We start from the raw sequence: 13,649 nt of genomic DNA on the forward strand, positions 1-13,649 counted from the left end.
GGAGTATCGATGATCATCCGCAGTCCCTACCCGGACATCGCCATCCCGGAGGTCTGCCTGCCGGAGTTCCTGTTCGCCGAACTCGGCACCGATGACGCCGACCGCCCTGCCGCTATCGATACCTCCCATCGAGGCCGCACCTACGGTCAGTTGAATGCCGCAATCGACCGGGTCGCGGCTGGTTTGGCCGAGCGCGGTCTGGGCCGCCACGTCGTGGCCGTCATCTTCTCTCCCAACTGCCCGGACTACCCCGCGGTCTTCCATGGTGTGCTCGGCGCCGGCGCCGTCTGCTCACCGGCCAATGCGCTCTACACGCCGGCCGAACTGGCCCATCAACTCCGCGATTCCGGCGCCCGGGTAGCTGTTCGCCTCCGCCGATTCCCTGGACCGGGCGCGCGCCGCGGTTGCCGAGGACAAGGTCCGGGTGGAGGAGATCATCGTGCTCGGCTCAGCCCGGGGCGCGCCGGGCCCGGTCCGGGAAGCGGTCGCCGGCGTGGGTGCGTCCACGTCGTCCAGGGCGAGGAGAAGGCCCACAGGTAGCAGACAGCGGCCAGTCTCTTATTCATGACCTTCCGGTGCATGACGAAGTGGCTCTTCCCGCTGGACCGGGTCACGGGGGCACTGCCGGCATACGCCTTGAGCCCCTGAGCAGTAGTGAAGCGTGAACGGTCATCGCCTATCTCTGCGAGAACGCGGGCGCCGGTCAGGGACTCAAGTCCTGGGAAGCTGACGATAATTTCTGCATCAGGATGTTGCTGGAAGGCTTCGGTGCAGGAAGTCTCGAGATTCTCTGCGTTAGCGCAGGCAGACTCCAGCTGTCCGAGCAGGGCTCTGGTCTGCTGCCCGAGCGCCTCCTCGACCAGCGGCAGATGGTGCAGGTAGTCACGGTGGAAGACCTCGTGGACTCGATCGGCCGCAGCATCAATTCCTCGGAGGCGACCGGCGCGTTTGAGGAGAGCGCGCAGTTGGCGGCGTGTGAGCTGGGCAGCCTGAGTCGGGGGGAGCGGCGGCAAGAATTGTGCGGGCCTCATGCGAGCTCAATCCGTGCCTGTGGTTCGCGAAGGCGTCCAGGATCGCCGGGTAGAACTCACGCAGCTGGGAACGGAGCTTGTTCTGGGCCTGGTTGCGATCCCAGACCGAGTCTTGCTGGGCCCGCGCGAGCACGGCGATCACCTGCGCAAGCTCCGAGTCTTGGGGCAGCGGCCGGTGCATGACCATGTCGGTCCGCAGGATGTTCGCCAGGGCTGCCGCGTCTACAGCGTCGGACTTCTTCCGTGCCACCGAGTGCCGGTCGCGGTAGCGGGCCACGGCGAGCGGGTTGATAGCGAACACCGGACGCCGCGTGGCTCGCAGGCAAGACACGAGCAGTCCGCGGGTAGTTTCAATCGCTACCGGAATCGGGCTCTCCCCGGTGTCTCCGTGATCAGCCGGCAAGTTCACAAGCTGGGCAAGTCCTGAAGAAGTGTTGTCGCCGATCGGCTGCCTGGCGAGCTGTTCTCCCTCGACGTCAACCAACGCAATATCGTGATGCCCCCTGCCCAGTCCACACCGCAGAACACCTTCATCGGTAACTTCGCGCTGTCCATTCGGATTCCCTTGCAGTACACGGCCTTCTCAAAGGCCAGAGCCTGGTGCAGGGTGCGCGTACTCTCTAATCTCGGGCTTTCATGAAGCCTGGTGTCCGACGGGTGGTCAGTCAAACGAAAAGTGTCTCTGACCAGCAAGAATGAGGATTGTTGAGGCCCTTGTTCTTGACACCGTCGGGGGCACTTCCCGGGTGAAGAAGCGTATCGGTTCGTACCCTCGTGTCCGCATCAGCGTCGGCGGCCTGGCGAACCCGCGCTTCGGAGCCGCCGCTGACGCGTCCACCCTGCAGGTCGACCTGGCACCAGTGGTCTTGTTGCCGGCGCCAAGTGGGCTGCTCTTCCGTACGCTGCCCGAACCCCGGGCGCCGCAGACCGAGTTGGAGCCGCCCCGATGTCCTGACACCAAACCTCAGTCTCGGAGATCGAGATCCGAGGAACGTTAGTTAGACACGCGAAGCATTGCCGTGAATAATCCTTAGGCATGGGAAAGACCTACGAACGTATCGACGGCAGGCTGCGCACGTTCATCGAGGCCCAGCCGATGTTCTTCACCGCGACCGCCCCGATGGCGGGGGACGGCACGATCAATCTCTCGCCGAAGGGGCTCACGGGCTCGTTCGCCGTCCTCGACGAACAGACCGTCGCCTACCTCGACTTCGCGGGCAGCAACGCCGAGACCATCGCCCACCTGCGCGAGAACGGCCGGATTACCGTGATGTGGTGCGCCTTCCAAGGGCCGCCCAACATCGTCCGGGTGCACGGCCGGGGCGAGCCCGTCTTCCGCGACGACCCGCGGTTCCCGGAGCTCCTCGAGCGCTTCCCCGACATCGACCCCGCTCTGCACGGGTTGCGCGCGATCATCGTCGTGAATGCCGAACTCATCCGGGACACCTGCGGATACGCGGTGCCCAACATGTCGTACGACGAGGACCGTGATCTGCACGGCAAGCGGTTCGGGCGCGAGGACGACGCCTCGCTGAGCGCGTACTTCGCCAAGAAGGAGTACATCGAGCACAGCATCGACGGCCTTCCCGGACTTCCGCTCCCGCTGCCGCCGAGTACCTTCTAGCCTCGGGCTTTCACCATGAGTGGTGTCCGATAGGTGGCTGGGAAGGCAGAAAATGCTCCTGAACTGCAACGATAGGACTTGCTGAGGGTCCTGTACGTGGCGAGGAAAGAAGCACTTCCCAGGGGGAGAAGAGTATCGGGTCCTATCCGCCTGTCCGCGTTGAGAGCGGTGGCCGCTCGGTGGGCTCGCAGGCCGCGTCGGTGCTGCTGGTCGAGACGGTCCGCAAGTCCGGGCTTGATCGGGCGATATCGACGGCGCTGGTGCCGTGGCCCAAGCCGCGGGCGGTGCACGATCCGGGCAAGGTCCTGCTGGATGTCGCGCTCGCGGCCGCTCTGGGCGGGGACTGCCTGGCGGACGCGGCGATGCTGCGGGCCGAACCCGAAGTGTTCGGCCCGGTGGCCTCCGATCCGACCATCTCGCGTCCGATCGACACGCTTGCCGCAGCCGAGCCGAAGGCCTTGGCCGCGATTCGTACGGCTCGAGCAGAAGTACGCTCCCGCGTCTGGGAGTTGGCCGAGGATGATGGTCCGGCCGCTGACGGCCAGGTGATCGTGGACATCGACGGAGTGCTGATCCTCGCGCGCTCCGAGAAGCAGGACGCCACCGCGACCCGGAAGAAGACCTTCGGCCATCATCCCCTCGTCGCGTTCGTCGACCACGGTCAGGCCGGGTCCGGGGAGTCGGTGGCCGCCCTGCTGCGGCCCGGCAACGCGGGCTCCAACACCGCAAGCGATCACATCGAAACCACCCGGCTCGCCCTGGCCCAACTCCCCAAACACCTGGGCGCGGACAGCAAACACTGATCCGCACCGACTCCGCCGGCGGCACCCATGCCTTCCTCGACTGGCTGACCCGTCGGGGCCGGTGGCTGTCGTATTCCGCCGGAATGACCATCACCGAGGCCATCCACCAGGCCGTGCCGAGGATCCCGAAGAAGGCATGGACGCCGGCCTATGAAGCCGGCGGCACCGAGCGTCCCGGCGCCTGGGTCGCGGAGATCACCGATACACCCGACCTGACCACGTGGCCGAAGGGAATGCGGCTGATCGTCCGCAAGGAACGGCCCCACCCCGGCGCCCAGTTGCGCTTCACACAGAGTCCCCATCTGCGAACTGACGAGGACTCACGAACGATCGAGGCTAATAGGACTCCGTTAGGTCGTTCTCGATCTTGAGGTCGGGTGTGTCCTGGCGGGCAGGGCTTGGTGGCAGGTGGTGCAGATGCCGGTCCAGCACCTCAGGGTGTTCTGGAGGGTGTCGAGGACCTGGTAGAGGGTGAGGCTGGTCCGGGGACTTTTGGGGACAGGCGCTGTTCGGTGAGGAAGGCGTGGGCGGCACTCACGAGGGTGATGTGGTGGTGCCAGCCGGGCCAGGAGCGGCCCTTATTAGGCGCGTCGCCGCGTCGCCAATGCAACGGCCGTCCCGATCCCCGCGATCGCCAGCCCGATCCCACCGAAGATCAGCGGTAGCAGCCACAGTGAGGCGAACCCGTTGATCCGCGCGTCCTCGGGGGAATCTGCGTGGTAGAGCACCTCGACCCGCTCGCCCTCCTCATACGCCGGTGGATTGGAACCCGTGGAGTCCCGGAACGTCCTCTGCGTGCCGTCCGCCGACGTGAACTCGACCACCGGGTACGCCATGGGCTTGTCGTTCTCCCGCTTCTTGCGGGAGACGCCGTTGTGGTCGGTCCGCCACTCCAGGGCCGCCACCGTGCCCTGGGCGCGCTCCGCATCCGCCAGGAACGAGACCGACACCCCCGCCAGGATCAGCCCGATGACGAAGAACAGCGCCCCGAACGCGATCGCCCCGAACGTGATCCACCGGCGGGCAACCTGCCCACGTACCTGAATCTGCACGACGTCCCTCTCACTTGTCCGGAGTGAGGGACGCTATCCCAGGTATCCCGGTCGCCATGCCCCCGCCCCCGGGGGGTTCGGCACCGGGCCGCCGTTCAGAAATCGTCCAACCCGCCCCGGACTTGGGACTTTTCGAGGTAGATGACACCGCGGTGCTGGGTTGAGCTGGGCCCTGGTTGAGTCTGTTCGCGCCGCTTGGCACCGGAAGGTTGTTCTTTGTTGCCACCTTCGCTCGTTTTTGCGTGGCGGGCGGACCTCAATTCTCCGCCCGGGGGAGTCTGACCTCTCCGTCCTCCCAGGCGGCCACCAGTCGAGCGGTGCAGCCGACGGCCTCGCCCATCGCCGCGCCCGTCTCGATGATGTGCGTCGCGAACTCACCACGGGACATCTGCAGTTCGCCCTCGCGTACGGCGCGCAGTTGGGCGTTGGGGGTTGTGCGGCGGTCAGCCATACCGGCTCCGGGTGGCGTCCACGTGGGTGATGGGTGCGGCGACCGTACCGCTCCTCCTCCGTGTCTTGCCCGTCCTTGTGCCCAGATCACTCGTCGGGCGCGGACTTACATCGTTCTTGCATCGCCTCGACGGCGCACCCACTGTCGTCCTGCTGCTTGTGTGGACGGTGACGTGACGACTGATCAGGGAGGCGTCGTGGCGGACGCTACGAGCAGCGGTACGGCGATGACCGGTGCGACGGCAGCACCCTGCAGAACAGGGACCTCCGGTGCGGTCGAGGTCGACGCCGCAATGATCCGCCAGACGTACGAGGCAGTGCTGTGGGGGTCGCCGCCGCCTCCGACCGCCGAACGGGACCAGCTCGGCGACCTCCTCCTCGGACACGTCCAGCTCCTCCCCCTCCGAGGTCACCGACAACGTGGTCCGGATGCGCGACGAGCAGCAGCGCACCGCCGTGCACGTCATCACCACCATCCGCAGCCTGCTTGAGGAGGGCGCTGGTACCTCGCCGCAGTCGGCGGCTTCCTACATCCGCGACCTCGCGACGCAGTGCCGGGCGCTCCTCACCCTCCACCAGCATCCCGGCCTCCTCGATGCCCGGACGACGGAGGGTGCCGTCGTGGAGCGTCGACCATGACCAGTACCGCAGCACAACTCCGCAGCACCGGGCATCCCGGCTGCACCCTGACTCTGCCCCGAATCCCCGAGATGGCGAGCGAGGCGCGGAGCCTGGCGCGCATGGCATTGGCTACCTGGGGCCTGGACGCTGACGCGGAGACGGCAGAGCTGGTCATGTCCGAACTTGTCGCGAACGCCGTCCGGCACGCACACGGTCCCTCGGTCCTGATCGTGGTGGACCGTCCCGCGGACAATCGTGTCTATCTGGCCGTGTGCGACCGTGCGCCCCTCCGACTGCCACAGATGCGTACGCCGGACCCCGATGCCAGGTCTGGCCGTGGTCTCCTCCTGGTGGAGGCGATCGCCGACCGGTGGGGCTACGACCTCCTGGGCCCCAGCGCACGGCCTCGGAGCAGACGCGTATGGCCCCACAGGGTGATTGAGCGACATCCCGCGAGTTCTCCTGAGCCCCGCTGATGCCTTGTCCCTGTGGCCAGGGGTTTTTCCTCCTTCAGGTGGCTTGCTGTCGACTGACGTAACTTCACGATTCCTGAAGCGTTCTCATCTCGTCCGACCGATCCGCGGTCGGGCTGAAGGCGAGGAGGCTCGGGTTGGCGGCGCTGGCAGTCGTACGGGATCTCCGCGATGTCTGGGCTCCGGCGACGGCGGAGGAACTGGAGCAGTTCGAGACCGACGCGCTGGCCGGGTTCGTCCTCGCGCGGGCATCGGCAGGGCTGACGGACGGAACCATCCGCGGCGACGTCGGCCACCTGGAACAGATGCGGACCTGGTTCGGCCGGCCGCTGTGGGACATGGAACCCGCCGACGCGGACGCGTACTTCGGGAAGGTGCTGCGGAACTCTCCGAGCGGCACACGCCTGGCCCGGTCTCAGGCCCTGACCACGTACTTTGCCTTCCTGGAGCTGCGGCACAAGGTCGAGTTGCACCGGATGACCGGCCGGGTCGTCGAGTGCCCGATCGACGAGATGAACCGGCCGCGCGGAGCGAAGGATGCCCAGCTGCGGATCCCGCCGCTGGAGCCGGAGGTCGGGCAGCTGTTCACTGGCTGGGCCGGGGAGCTCGCGACCTGCCGCAAGTGCGCCCCGATGGCCAGGAACTACACCGCCTCGAAGCTGATGTCCGAGGTGGGGCTGCGGGTCAATGAGGCCCGCAGGCTGGACCTGGATGACATCAAGTGGAACCTCGGGCGGTTCGGCAAGCTCCATGTCCGCCATGGCAAGGGCAAGCGCGGGTCGGGCCCGCGCGAGCGGATGGTGCCGCTGATCAACGGTGCGGGTCGCACCCTGCGGTGGTTCATCGAGGATGTGTGGGGCCAGTTCGACGACGACCACACCCGACCCGGTGCCCCGCTGTTCCCGTCCGAGCGCAAGAACTCCGACGGCTCCTCACGACGCGTCGGTGACGACGCCTTGCGCAACGGGCTTGCGGTCGCGACCACGGCGCATCTGCCGAGCTGGACGGACAAGCTGACGCCGCATGTCCTGCGGCATTTCTGCGCTTCCCAGCTCTATCTGAACGGGCTCGACCTCATCTCAATTCAGGAGGTTTTGGGGCATTCCTGGATCGCTACGACGATGCGGTACGTCCACGTGCAGCAGACCCGGGTCGAAGACGCCTGGGCCGCCGGGCAAGAACGGGCCGCGAAGCGGCTGGAAGGGCTGATCCGATGAGGTGGAACCTGCGGCTGACGGCCGCGAACAAGGGCGTCTGGAAGGCGTCCGAGCTGCAACGGAGCCTGGCCGAGCACGGGTTGGTGATCTCGGCGGGGAAGATGTCCGGGCTGTGGTCCGGACATCCCGTTTCACTCAAGCTGGAGGATCTGGACGTGATCTGCGTCGTCCTCGGCTGCGAGATCGGCGACCTGCTGGTCCCAGAGCCGGAGAAGGTGAGCCGTCCCGGTCAGCAGAGCGAAGACCGGCAAGCGGCCGTGGGGTCGATGGTGGCCCCGGTGGTCGTGCCGAAGCGCCGCGATGGCCGTTCCTTGCCGCCGATGTGACGGAGGCACCAAGGCGATGGGCAAGATCAGCGCCGACAAGCCGGCGGCCTCCTGCGCGGGATGCTTCGCCTGGGGTCAGCTGCCGGGTCGTTTCTGCCGAGGCTGCTACACCTACGGACAGCAGCACGCGGTCGGTGAGTGCGCGGGGTGCCGGCGACCGGTGCCAGTCAATCAGGACTACGGCTACTGCCGTCTCTGCAAGGCCCAGGCCACATGGGCGATCAAAGCCGCAGGCGTCACCGGCGAAGCGGCCTCGATCATGCCGTTCCTTCGGCAAGTCCGCCATCAGCAGCTGTTCTTCGCGAACATGCAGCGGCCCCGCAACGGCGGTCCGGCCGTCGGTAAGGAAGGCCGTCGTGTCCTCAAGCCCCGGCCAGTCCCCGAGCCGGTGCAGCCTCACACTCCGTGGGTGCAGCTGAGGCTGGCCGAAGCCCCTCGTGTCCTGAGCCGGTACGACCACCGCCGCCGGGACCTGACCAACCCCGCCCTTGATCTGGCCCGCCGCCGGACCCGCACCATCGGCGAGGCCCGCGGTTGGACCCGGTGGGTCACCCTGGAAGTCAACCGGGCCCTGGCCATCTTGCTGTCCGGCCACATACCGGGCGAGAAGATCCGGTACTCGGAAATGTTCGAGGGGCTGAGGCACTTCGGCCTCAACATCAAACGCACCGCCGAAGTCCTCGACCAGCTCGATCTCCTCGACGACGACCGCATCCCGGCCTTCGAGTCCTGGCTGGAGCGCAAGCTCGACGGCCTCACCGATGGGATCCGCCGGGACGCCGAGGACTGGATCAGGACTCTTCGGGACGGCGGACCGCGCAGCCAAGCCCGCGAGCCCGAGACCGCCGTGAAATACCTCGCCGAGATCCGCCCAGTGCTCATGGACTGGTCTGGCCGCTTCGACCACCTGCGCGAGGTGACCCGCGACGACATCCTGGCTGTTCGTGACCAGTTGGAGGGGTCCAAGCGGCACCACACTCTCAGCGTCCTGCGGTCGTTGTTCCGGCACTGTAAGAAGAAGGGCACGATCTTCCGCAACCCCACCGCCCGGATTCGTGTCGGCCGCCAGGACTACGGCGTCATCCTTCCTCTCGAACCACACGAGGTGCACGCGGCCGTGGACGCCTCGACTACACCAGCTGCCCAGCTCGCCCTGGCTCTCGCCGCTATCCATGCCGCCCGGCCGAAGGCCGTGCGCGAGCTCCTGCTGGAAGACGTGGATCTGGGCAACCGCCGCCTCACTCTCACCGGCCGCGTCCGCCCGCTCGACGACCTCACCCACGACGCGATCCTCGCCTGGCTCGACCACCGGCGCCAGCGATGGCCCAACACCGCCAACCCGCACCTGATCGTCAGCCAGCACACCGCCATGGACACCCACCCCGTCAGCGGGGTCTGGATCACCAACGCCCTCCGAGGGCAGGCCGCGACGCTAGAGCGGCTCCGCGTCGACCGGCAGCTTGAGGAAGCCCTCACCCACGGCCCCGACCCGCTCCACCTCGCCGAAGTCTTCGGCCTCGACGAGGCAACGGCGATCCGGTACGCGGCCGCCGCACGCCAAATCCTGGAACGGCCGCTGGAGACCGACCCCGCGGCTTCACCGCGAACCCGGGGGTCCGCCCCCTAGAATCCGGACACCGGCCCCCCGGGTTCCCGCTGAAGTACCTTCAGTTTTCGCGAACTCGCGGGCCTCCTGGGGTGCCGTTAACGAGCGGCGAACCAACCGACAAGTAGCTCTGCGTCATGCTCAGGCTGCGGGGTCGGCGGATTCGTCCTCGGTGAGGATGCGGTAGACGGTGGCGACCGAGGGGTGCTCACCCTTGTTCTTGCCCGAGGGAATGACGAGCTTGCGGGCGATCTCGGCGACGGGTACGCCGTTGGCCCGCAGACTGCGGGCGTAGGCGACCATGTCGTCGTCGACGACCTTGGGCCGTCCGCCGTGGCGGCCGCGCTCGCGGGCGGATGCCTGTCCTTCGAGGGACTTCTCACGGATGTACTCGCGCTCGGACTCCGCCATGCCGGCGAAGAACGCGAAGAGGGCGGCGCCGTGCCCGGACGGGTCATAGACGGGGGTTGAGGAACATCCGAGCGAAAACCGGCTCTTGTACTCTCCGTGACGATCCGCCACAGATAATGCGCCGTTATCTGCGGCACCGCCGGTCACGGTGAGCTGCGGCTACACCGGCCAGGAGTGCGTGAAGCGCCCCCGTTGTCTGCGGCAGGGCCGTTAGAGCCGGTCTTCGTTCCGATGTTCCTCAACCCCCTGGTCGAGCTCAGCTGACCGCTCTGGCCGCCGCTCTCGCCCTCGCCATGGGCTTGCCTGACGTGAGAAAGGACGGGGTCGGTGTGAGACTGGGCACGGAAGGGGTGATCCCCGTGTCGGACCCACCGCACGCGTCCTCCGGTCCCGACACCGCCGTCGACGAGAATCGGCTGGAAGAGCTGATCATCGAGGCGCAGACTGCCCTGCCAGTCGAACTGCCCGCCCTGGCGAACCGGTGCGCCTCGTCCCTCGGCCTGGACACCGCGCTGATCTACCTCGTCGACCTGCAACAACGGCTGCTCATCCCACTCGACGAGGCTTTGGAGTCGCTGCCGGTGGACCGCTCGTCGGCTGGCTGGGCGTACCGCACGGTCTCCCCGCGGGTGGCCGAGGCCGACGACGGCTTGATCCTCTGGATGCCTCTGGTCGACGGTGCGGAGCGGCTGGGCGTGCTGGCGGTTCGGACCGCTTCGCTCGACGGGGTGCGGATGCGCCGCAGCCGGATGCTGGCCCATCTGTTCGCCATGCTGATCACCTCCAAGCGTGCCTACAGCGACTGGCTCGCCGCCCGCACCCGCACTGCGACCATGCGGTTGCCCGCCGAGATGCTGCGGGCCTTCCTGCCACCCCGCACCATCGGCAGCAAGAGGTGCGTATCGACCGCGGTCCTGGAACCGGCGTACGACATCGCCGGTGACGCCTTCGACCACTCGGTGGTCAAGAACGTGCTGCACACCATGATCCTCGACGCCATGGGTCACGATCTGACCGCCGGCCTGACCACGTCGGTCGCCATGGCGGCGGCGCGCAACGCCCGCCGGGGCGGTGGTGACCTGGCCGATGTCGTCAGCTCCGTCGACCAGGCGCTCGCCCAGTGGCTGCCCGACCACTTCTGCACCGGCGTGCTGTGTCGGCTCGACGCCGAGACCGGGGTGCTGCGCTGGGTCAATTGCGGTCACCCCCCGCCGCTGCTGATCCGTGCCGAGCGGGTGCTCGCCGGGGCGCTGGACAGCCCCCCACAGCCGCCGATCGGCCTGGCTGGCCCACTCGCCCCGGAAGCCCGGCAGGTCCACGAGACGACCCTGGAACCGGGCGATTGCGTCCTGCTCTACACCGACGGTGTCGTGGAGGCTCGCGACGTGGACGGTGCGGAGTTCGGCCTCGACCGGTTCACTGACTTCATCATCCGCTCCTCTGCCGCCGGACAGCGCCCGGCCGAGGCGCTGCGGCTGCTCATCCACGCCGTCCTCGATTACCAGCGCAACCAACTGCGGGACGATGTAACCATCCTGCTCTTCGAATGGCGCCCGCAGCACCGGTGACGCGGTATTGCGCCGAGCCTCGCTGTGCTCGTGCGCCGTCTTTGGGCGGGTCGGGTACTCGGCCGGCACTTCCTCCCCTGGTGTCCGGGCCGGGAATCCGAGGCCAAGTCAATGCGTCGCTGTGCGGCGGTCTAGGACGTGGAAACGCTGTTGGCTGACAACATCAAGTGAGATGGTGAGGCGTCCACGTCTCAACCGACTTTGTCTTGGCACAGGTCAGGGCACCGTGCGGGGGCAAGATCGGATGATAGGGGACAGGGACGTCGGGCTGAGGCGTCTGTACGGTTCTACCGAACGCCGTGGACGACGGTGCCGTTCCGCGCGATCGTCATCTTGTGCGGACCGGCTTCCGTCCAGGGCTCGAAGAACGGGTCGTCGGGCAGGCATCCTCGTGCGTACGCCCCCGCGGAGCCCGCGAACTTCTCCGGGAAGGTGTGCGAGCGCAGGCTGAGAACGAGCAGCTCGTGCTCGTCTCCGCGGGTACGCGGTCCGCTCGATCGAGGTCAAGATCCCCACCCAGCCCACGACGACAGCCCAACGCCACACCAACGACACTGACCTGACCGGGTGACGGCTCCGCCAACGCCCAACCCAAGATCAACTATTGGCGGCTTCTGGGCTCACCTCGGCGACACCCCGTGAAACACCGCAAGGCGGCCTTGGGGTGGCCGGTGGAGGCGCGGTCGATCCAGACGGTGCGGCGCTCGACATCGAGCAGGTACCAGATGCGGCCGCCGGCGGTCACCTTGATCTGCCAGCGGTCCATCGTCTCGCCGCGGTGCGTGCCCCGGGCCGGCTCACCCTTGAGTCGGTGGTGGCGCTCGGTCCGGGCGGCCGGGGCCGGGTCGGTGCACAAGGGGTGCCAGGCGGCGCGGGTGTTGGTCGCGGCCTGCGCGCCCCGTTGCTCCCAGCCCTTGGCCGGTCGCCGTTGGCAAACCGGACGTCCCATTCGCCCTCGGCGGGCGGCGGGGCGGCGCGGTCTCCGCGCTTTGGGCTCATGCGGCGGTCCCGGGCTCCGGTACGGTGCCGTAGTCGTCGCCGGAGTCGGTGGTGAGCGCGGCGTACAGCTCGGGGTCGGCGTGCACTTCGGCGGTGTGCTTCCACTCGGTGATGAGCTGGGCGACGCCGGCGGTGTTGTCCAGCTCGGCGGCGGCACCCAGCGCCTCGACCAGCTCGACGGAGAACTCACGGACGTCGTGGGCGGGGAGGTAGCGCACCCACGGCATGGCGGCGGGCAGTACGTCCAGGACGAGTGTGCGGCCCTCGAGGGTGCGCATCATCCACCTTGGCCACCGCGGCACGCATGCGCTCGTTCATCGCCGCGTCGACCACCGCCCGATACTCCTCGGGAACGTCCGGGTGTCCTGGACGGCGACCATCGTGCCGAAGCGGGTGCCGATCCACGCGATCGTGGTGACCTTCCAGCCGAGCTGACGGGCCGCGTTGCGCATCGCCGCCCTGATCAGTTCCACCCCGCCCAGATTCACCTGGTACGAACCGCCGTAGCCGCCAGCATCCTCGGGACAGGTACGGCGCAGCAACGGGACCAGAGCCTCGGCCATCGCGATGCAGCGCGGGTCCTCTGCATAGGAAGCCATCCGCGCATCGTAGGGCCGCGCAGGCTCCGCGAGTTGCCGTACGGGGGCCACTCACTCGGACAGGTCCGCTCTGAACGAGCGCCAGCCGTCGGCCGCCGAGGCTGTACGTGGCGCAGTATGCGATGGCGGTTGCCGGAGCCCGGCGCGACGCCGTCGCGGACTGGGGCTTCGTGCGGGTACCACTCCACCTCAACCCTCCCCGCCGATGGCCGGTCCGGGCTACCGTGGGGGCATGGCCAGGGAAATCCGCATCGAGATCGATGACGAACAGTTCGAGCTGCTGGAGCGCGAGGCGCACGAGCGGCACGAGGATCCGACGGTGTATGCCGGGCGCGTCCTGGCCCAGGGGCTCAACAAGGCGCGGTTCCTCGAGGGCAGCGCCCTCTTCCTCAGCAGTCCCGGGGTGCGCGAGGAGTTCGCCCGCCGGTTCGGTCCGGTGCCCGGGCCCAGCGCGTCCGCGGCGTAGGGCGGGCAGCGACGTAGTGGACCTCACGGTAGATCTTCCGTGGCTTTTGGAGGTCGCCCGCACGCAGCTGGGCGACCCTGATGTGACGGACTGGGGAGCGCTGGAGGCGGCCCGGGCGCGGCATGCCTTCCACGTCATGGATGAATCCGTCTACGCCCAGCCTCATCACCGGGCCGCCGCTCTCTTCCACTCGCTTGCGCGGGTCCCGGCGCTGGATCACAGCAACGAGCTCTTCGGCGTCACGGTCGCGGCCGGCTACCTGCACGCCAGCGGCCTGCTCGTACGGTTCACCGCCAAGGAGGCCGCTGACCTCGCGGAGCAGGTGTCGGCCGGGCACGTAGACGTCCGCGCCCTGGCCACGGCCCTGAAGGAGTGGACCGAGCGCAGCTGAGCCTGAGCTCCG

16 protein-coding genes and 3 pseudogenes are annotated in these 13,649 nt (G+C 67.9%); 11 read left to right on the forward strand and 8 right to left on the reverse strand.

Annotated elements, in window-relative coordinates; all coding sequences use genetic code 11:
* Positions 1-9: 9 nt before the first annotated feature.
* Positions 10-540, forward strand: a complete 531-nt coding sequence (locus tag ACZ4WS_RS42025; RefSeq protein ID WP_467988590.1) for an AMP-binding protein — start codon at positions 10-12, stop codon at positions 538-540.
* Here ACZ4WS_RS42025 and ACZ4WS_RS42030 read toward each other — a convergent pair.
* A pseudogene (locus ACZ4WS_RS42030) lies at positions 519-1,565 on the reverse strand (IS110 family RNA-guided transposase); the annotation flags it as partial. The gene ACZ4WS_RS42025 and the pseudogene ACZ4WS_RS42030 sit on opposite strands and share 22 nt — an antisense overlap.
* Before the next feature lie 502 nt (positions 1,566-2,067).
* Here ACZ4WS_RS42030 and ACZ4WS_RS42035 point away from each other — a divergent pair.
* On the forward strand, positions 2,068-2,655 hold the full coding sequence (locus ACZ4WS_RS42035) for a pyridoxamine 5'-phosphate oxidase family protein (RefSeq protein ID WP_467988592.1): 588 nt from the start codon (positions 2,068-2,070) through the stop codon (positions 2,653-2,655).
* A 134-nt stretch (positions 2,656-2,789) separates the two neighbouring features.
* Positions 2,790-3,766, forward strand: a pseudogene (locus tag ACZ4WS_RS42040) (IS1380 family transposase); the annotation flags it as partial.
* A 125-nt stretch (positions 3,767-3,891) separates the two neighbouring features.
* On the opposite strand, the pseudogene ACZ4WS_RS42045 reads toward ACZ4WS_RS42040, so the two are convergent.
* From ACZ4WS_RS42045 to ACZ4WS_RS42055, 3 genes and pseudogenes are all read right to left on the reverse strand, one after another.
* A pseudogene (locus ACZ4WS_RS42045) lies at positions 3,892-4,038 on the reverse strand (IS701 family transposase); the annotation flags it as partial.
* A gap of 1 nt (position 4,039) precedes the next feature.
* Complete coding sequence (locus ACZ4WS_RS42050; RefSeq protein WP_467988594.1) at positions 4,040-4,510, reverse strand: DUF3592 domain-containing protein; 471 nt, start codon at positions 4,508-4,510, stop codon at positions 4,040-4,042.
* A 256-nt stretch (positions 4,511-4,766) separates the two neighbouring features.
* Positions 4,767-4,961 (reverse strand): hypothetical protein, encoded by a 195-nt coding sequence (locus tag ACZ4WS_RS42055; RefSeq protein WP_467988595.1) that lies wholly within the window; start codon positions 4,959-4,961, stop codon positions 4,767-4,769.
* Between the two features lie 419 nt (positions 4,962-5,380).
* On the opposite strand from ACZ4WS_RS42055, the gene ACZ4WS_RS42060 reads away from it, so the two are divergent.
* The 5 genes from ACZ4WS_RS42060 to ACZ4WS_RS42080 all read left to right on the forward strand — a co-directional run bounded on the left by ACZ4WS_RS42060 (position 5,381) and on the right by ACZ4WS_RS42080 (position 9,224).
* Entirely contained in the window at positions 5,381-5,599 is a 219-nt protein-coding gene (locus ACZ4WS_RS42060) for a DUF6415 family natural product biosynthesis protein (protein ID WP_467988597.1), read from the forward strand.
* 71 nt (positions 5,600-5,670) lie between these two features.
* Positions 5,671-6,057 carry an ATP-binding protein gene (locus ACZ4WS_RS42065; protein WP_467988690.1) on the forward strand — a complete coding sequence of 129 codons (387 nt, stop codon included), beginning with the start codon at positions 5,671-5,673 and terminating at the stop codon, positions 6,055-6,057.
* 134 nt (positions 6,058-6,191) lie between these two features.
* Positions 6,192-7,271 (forward strand): tyrosine-type recombinase/integrase, encoded by a 1,080-nt coding sequence (locus tag ACZ4WS_RS42070; protein ID WP_467988599.1) that lies wholly within the window; start codon positions 6,192-6,194, stop codon positions 7,269-7,271.
* Positions 7,268-7,597, forward strand: coding sequence for a helix-turn-helix domain-containing protein (locus tag ACZ4WS_RS42075; protein WP_467988601.1), 330 nt, complete (start codon positions 7,268-7,270; stop codon positions 7,595-7,597). The genes ACZ4WS_RS42070 and ACZ4WS_RS42075 overlap by 4 nt, the downstream gene beginning before the upstream one ends.
* 160 nt (positions 7,598-7,757) lie before the next feature.
* A complete protein-coding gene (locus tag ACZ4WS_RS42080) occupies positions 7,758-9,224 on the forward strand; it encodes a hypothetical protein (protein ID WP_467988602.1) in 1,467 nt (488 codons plus the stop codon).
* Between the two features lie 120 nt (positions 9,225-9,344).
* On the opposite strand, the gene ACZ4WS_RS42085 is transcribed toward ACZ4WS_RS42080, so the two are convergent.
* Positions 9,345-9,614, reverse strand: coding sequence for a hypothetical protein (locus tag ACZ4WS_RS42085; protein WP_467988604.1), 270 nt, complete (start codon positions 9,612-9,614; stop codon positions 9,345-9,347).
* A 293-nt stretch (positions 9,615-9,907) separates the two neighbouring features.
* Between ACZ4WS_RS42085 and ACZ4WS_RS42090 the strand changes: the two genes are divergently transcribed.
* Positions 9,908-11,182: a PP2C family protein-serine/threonine phosphatase gene (locus ACZ4WS_RS42090; protein ID WP_467988606.1), complete on the forward strand. Its 1,275-nt coding sequence runs from the start codon at positions 9,908-9,910 to the stop codon at positions 11,180-11,182.
* A 601-nt stretch (positions 11,183-11,783) separates the two neighbouring features.
* On the opposite strand, the gene ACZ4WS_RS42095 is transcribed toward ACZ4WS_RS42090, so the two are convergent.
* From ACZ4WS_RS42095 to ACZ4WS_RS42105, 3 genes are read right to left on the reverse strand one after another with little or no spacing between them, the layout of a single operon-like run.
* Positions 11,784-12,131 (reverse strand): hypothetical protein, encoded by a 348-nt coding sequence (locus ACZ4WS_RS42095; RefSeq protein ID WP_467988607.1) that lies wholly within the window; start codon positions 12,129-12,131, stop codon positions 11,784-11,786.
* Positions 12,132-12,177: 46 nt separating this feature from the next.
* Positions 12,178-12,462, reverse strand: a complete 285-nt coding sequence (locus ACZ4WS_RS42100) for a DUF6247 family protein (RefSeq protein WP_467988608.1) — start codon at positions 12,460-12,462, stop codon at positions 12,178-12,180.
* A gap of 33 nt (positions 12,463-12,495) precedes the next feature.
* Complete coding sequence (locus ACZ4WS_RS42105) at positions 12,496-12,780, reverse strand: hypothetical protein (protein WP_467988694.1); 285 nt, start codon at positions 12,778-12,780, stop codon at positions 12,496-12,498.
* Positions 12,781-13,012: 232 nt separating this feature from the next.
* Between ACZ4WS_RS42105 and ACZ4WS_RS42110 the strand changes: the two genes are divergently transcribed.
* Together ACZ4WS_RS42110 and ACZ4WS_RS42115 are read left to right on the forward strand one after the other, a co-directional pair.
* A complete protein-coding gene (locus tag ACZ4WS_RS42110) occupies positions 13,013-13,246 on the forward strand; it encodes a hypothetical protein (protein ID WP_467988609.1) in 234 nt (77 codons plus the stop codon).
* A gap of 16 nt (positions 13,247-13,262) precedes the next feature.
* Complete coding sequence (locus ACZ4WS_RS42115) at positions 13,263-13,637, forward strand: fic family toxin-antitoxin system, toxin component (RefSeq protein WP_467988610.1); 375 nt, start codon at positions 13,263-13,265, stop codon at positions 13,635-13,637.
* Positions 13,638-13,649: the final 12 nt, after the last annotated feature.

This window comes from Streptomyces sp. NPDC029292 (assembly GCF_055569295.1).

Coding starts and splice junctions, on each gene's coding strand:
- ACZ4WS_RS42025 (WP_467988590.1), top strand. CDS start 10: ATGATCATCCGCAGTCCCTACCCGGACATCGCCATCCCGGAGGTCTGC.
- ACZ4WS_RS42035 (WP_467988592.1), top strand. CDS start 2,068: ATGGGAAAGACCTACGAACGTATCGACGGCAGGCTGCGCACGTTCATC.
- ACZ4WS_RS42055 (WP_467988595.1), bottom strand. CDS start 4,961: ATGGCTGACCGCCGCACAACCCCCAACGCCCAACTGCGCGCCGTACGC.
- ACZ4WS_RS42065 (WP_467988690.1), top strand. CDS start 5,671: ATGGCGAGCGAGGCGCGGAGCCTGGCGCGCATGGCATTGGCTACCTGG.
- ACZ4WS_RS42075 (WP_467988601.1), top strand. CDS start 7,268: ATGAGGTGGAACCTGCGGCTGACGGCCGCGAACAAGGGCGTCTGGAAG.
- ACZ4WS_RS42085 (WP_467988604.1), bottom strand. CDS start 9,614: ATGGCGGAGTCCGAGCGCGAGTACATCCGTGAGAAGTCCCTCGAAGGA.
- ACZ4WS_RS42090 (WP_467988606.1), top strand. CDS start 9,908: ATGGGCTTGCCTGACGTGAGAAAGGACGGGGTCGGTGTGAGACTGGGC.
- ACZ4WS_RS42095 (WP_467988607.1), bottom strand. CDS start 12,131: ATGGGACGTCCGGTTTGCCAACGGCGACCGGCCAAGGGCTGGGAGCAA.
- ACZ4WS_RS42100 (WP_467988608.1), bottom strand. CDS start 12,462: ATGATGCGCACCCTCGAGGGCCGCACACTCGTCCTGGACGTACTGCCC.
- ACZ4WS_RS42105 (WP_467988694.1), bottom strand. CDS start 12,780: ATGGCTTCCTATGCAGAGGACCCGCGCTGCATCGCGATGGCCGAGGCT.
- ACZ4WS_RS42110 (WP_467988609.1), top strand. CDS start 13,013: ATGGCCAGGGAAATCCGCATCGAGATCGATGACGAACAGTTCGAGCTG.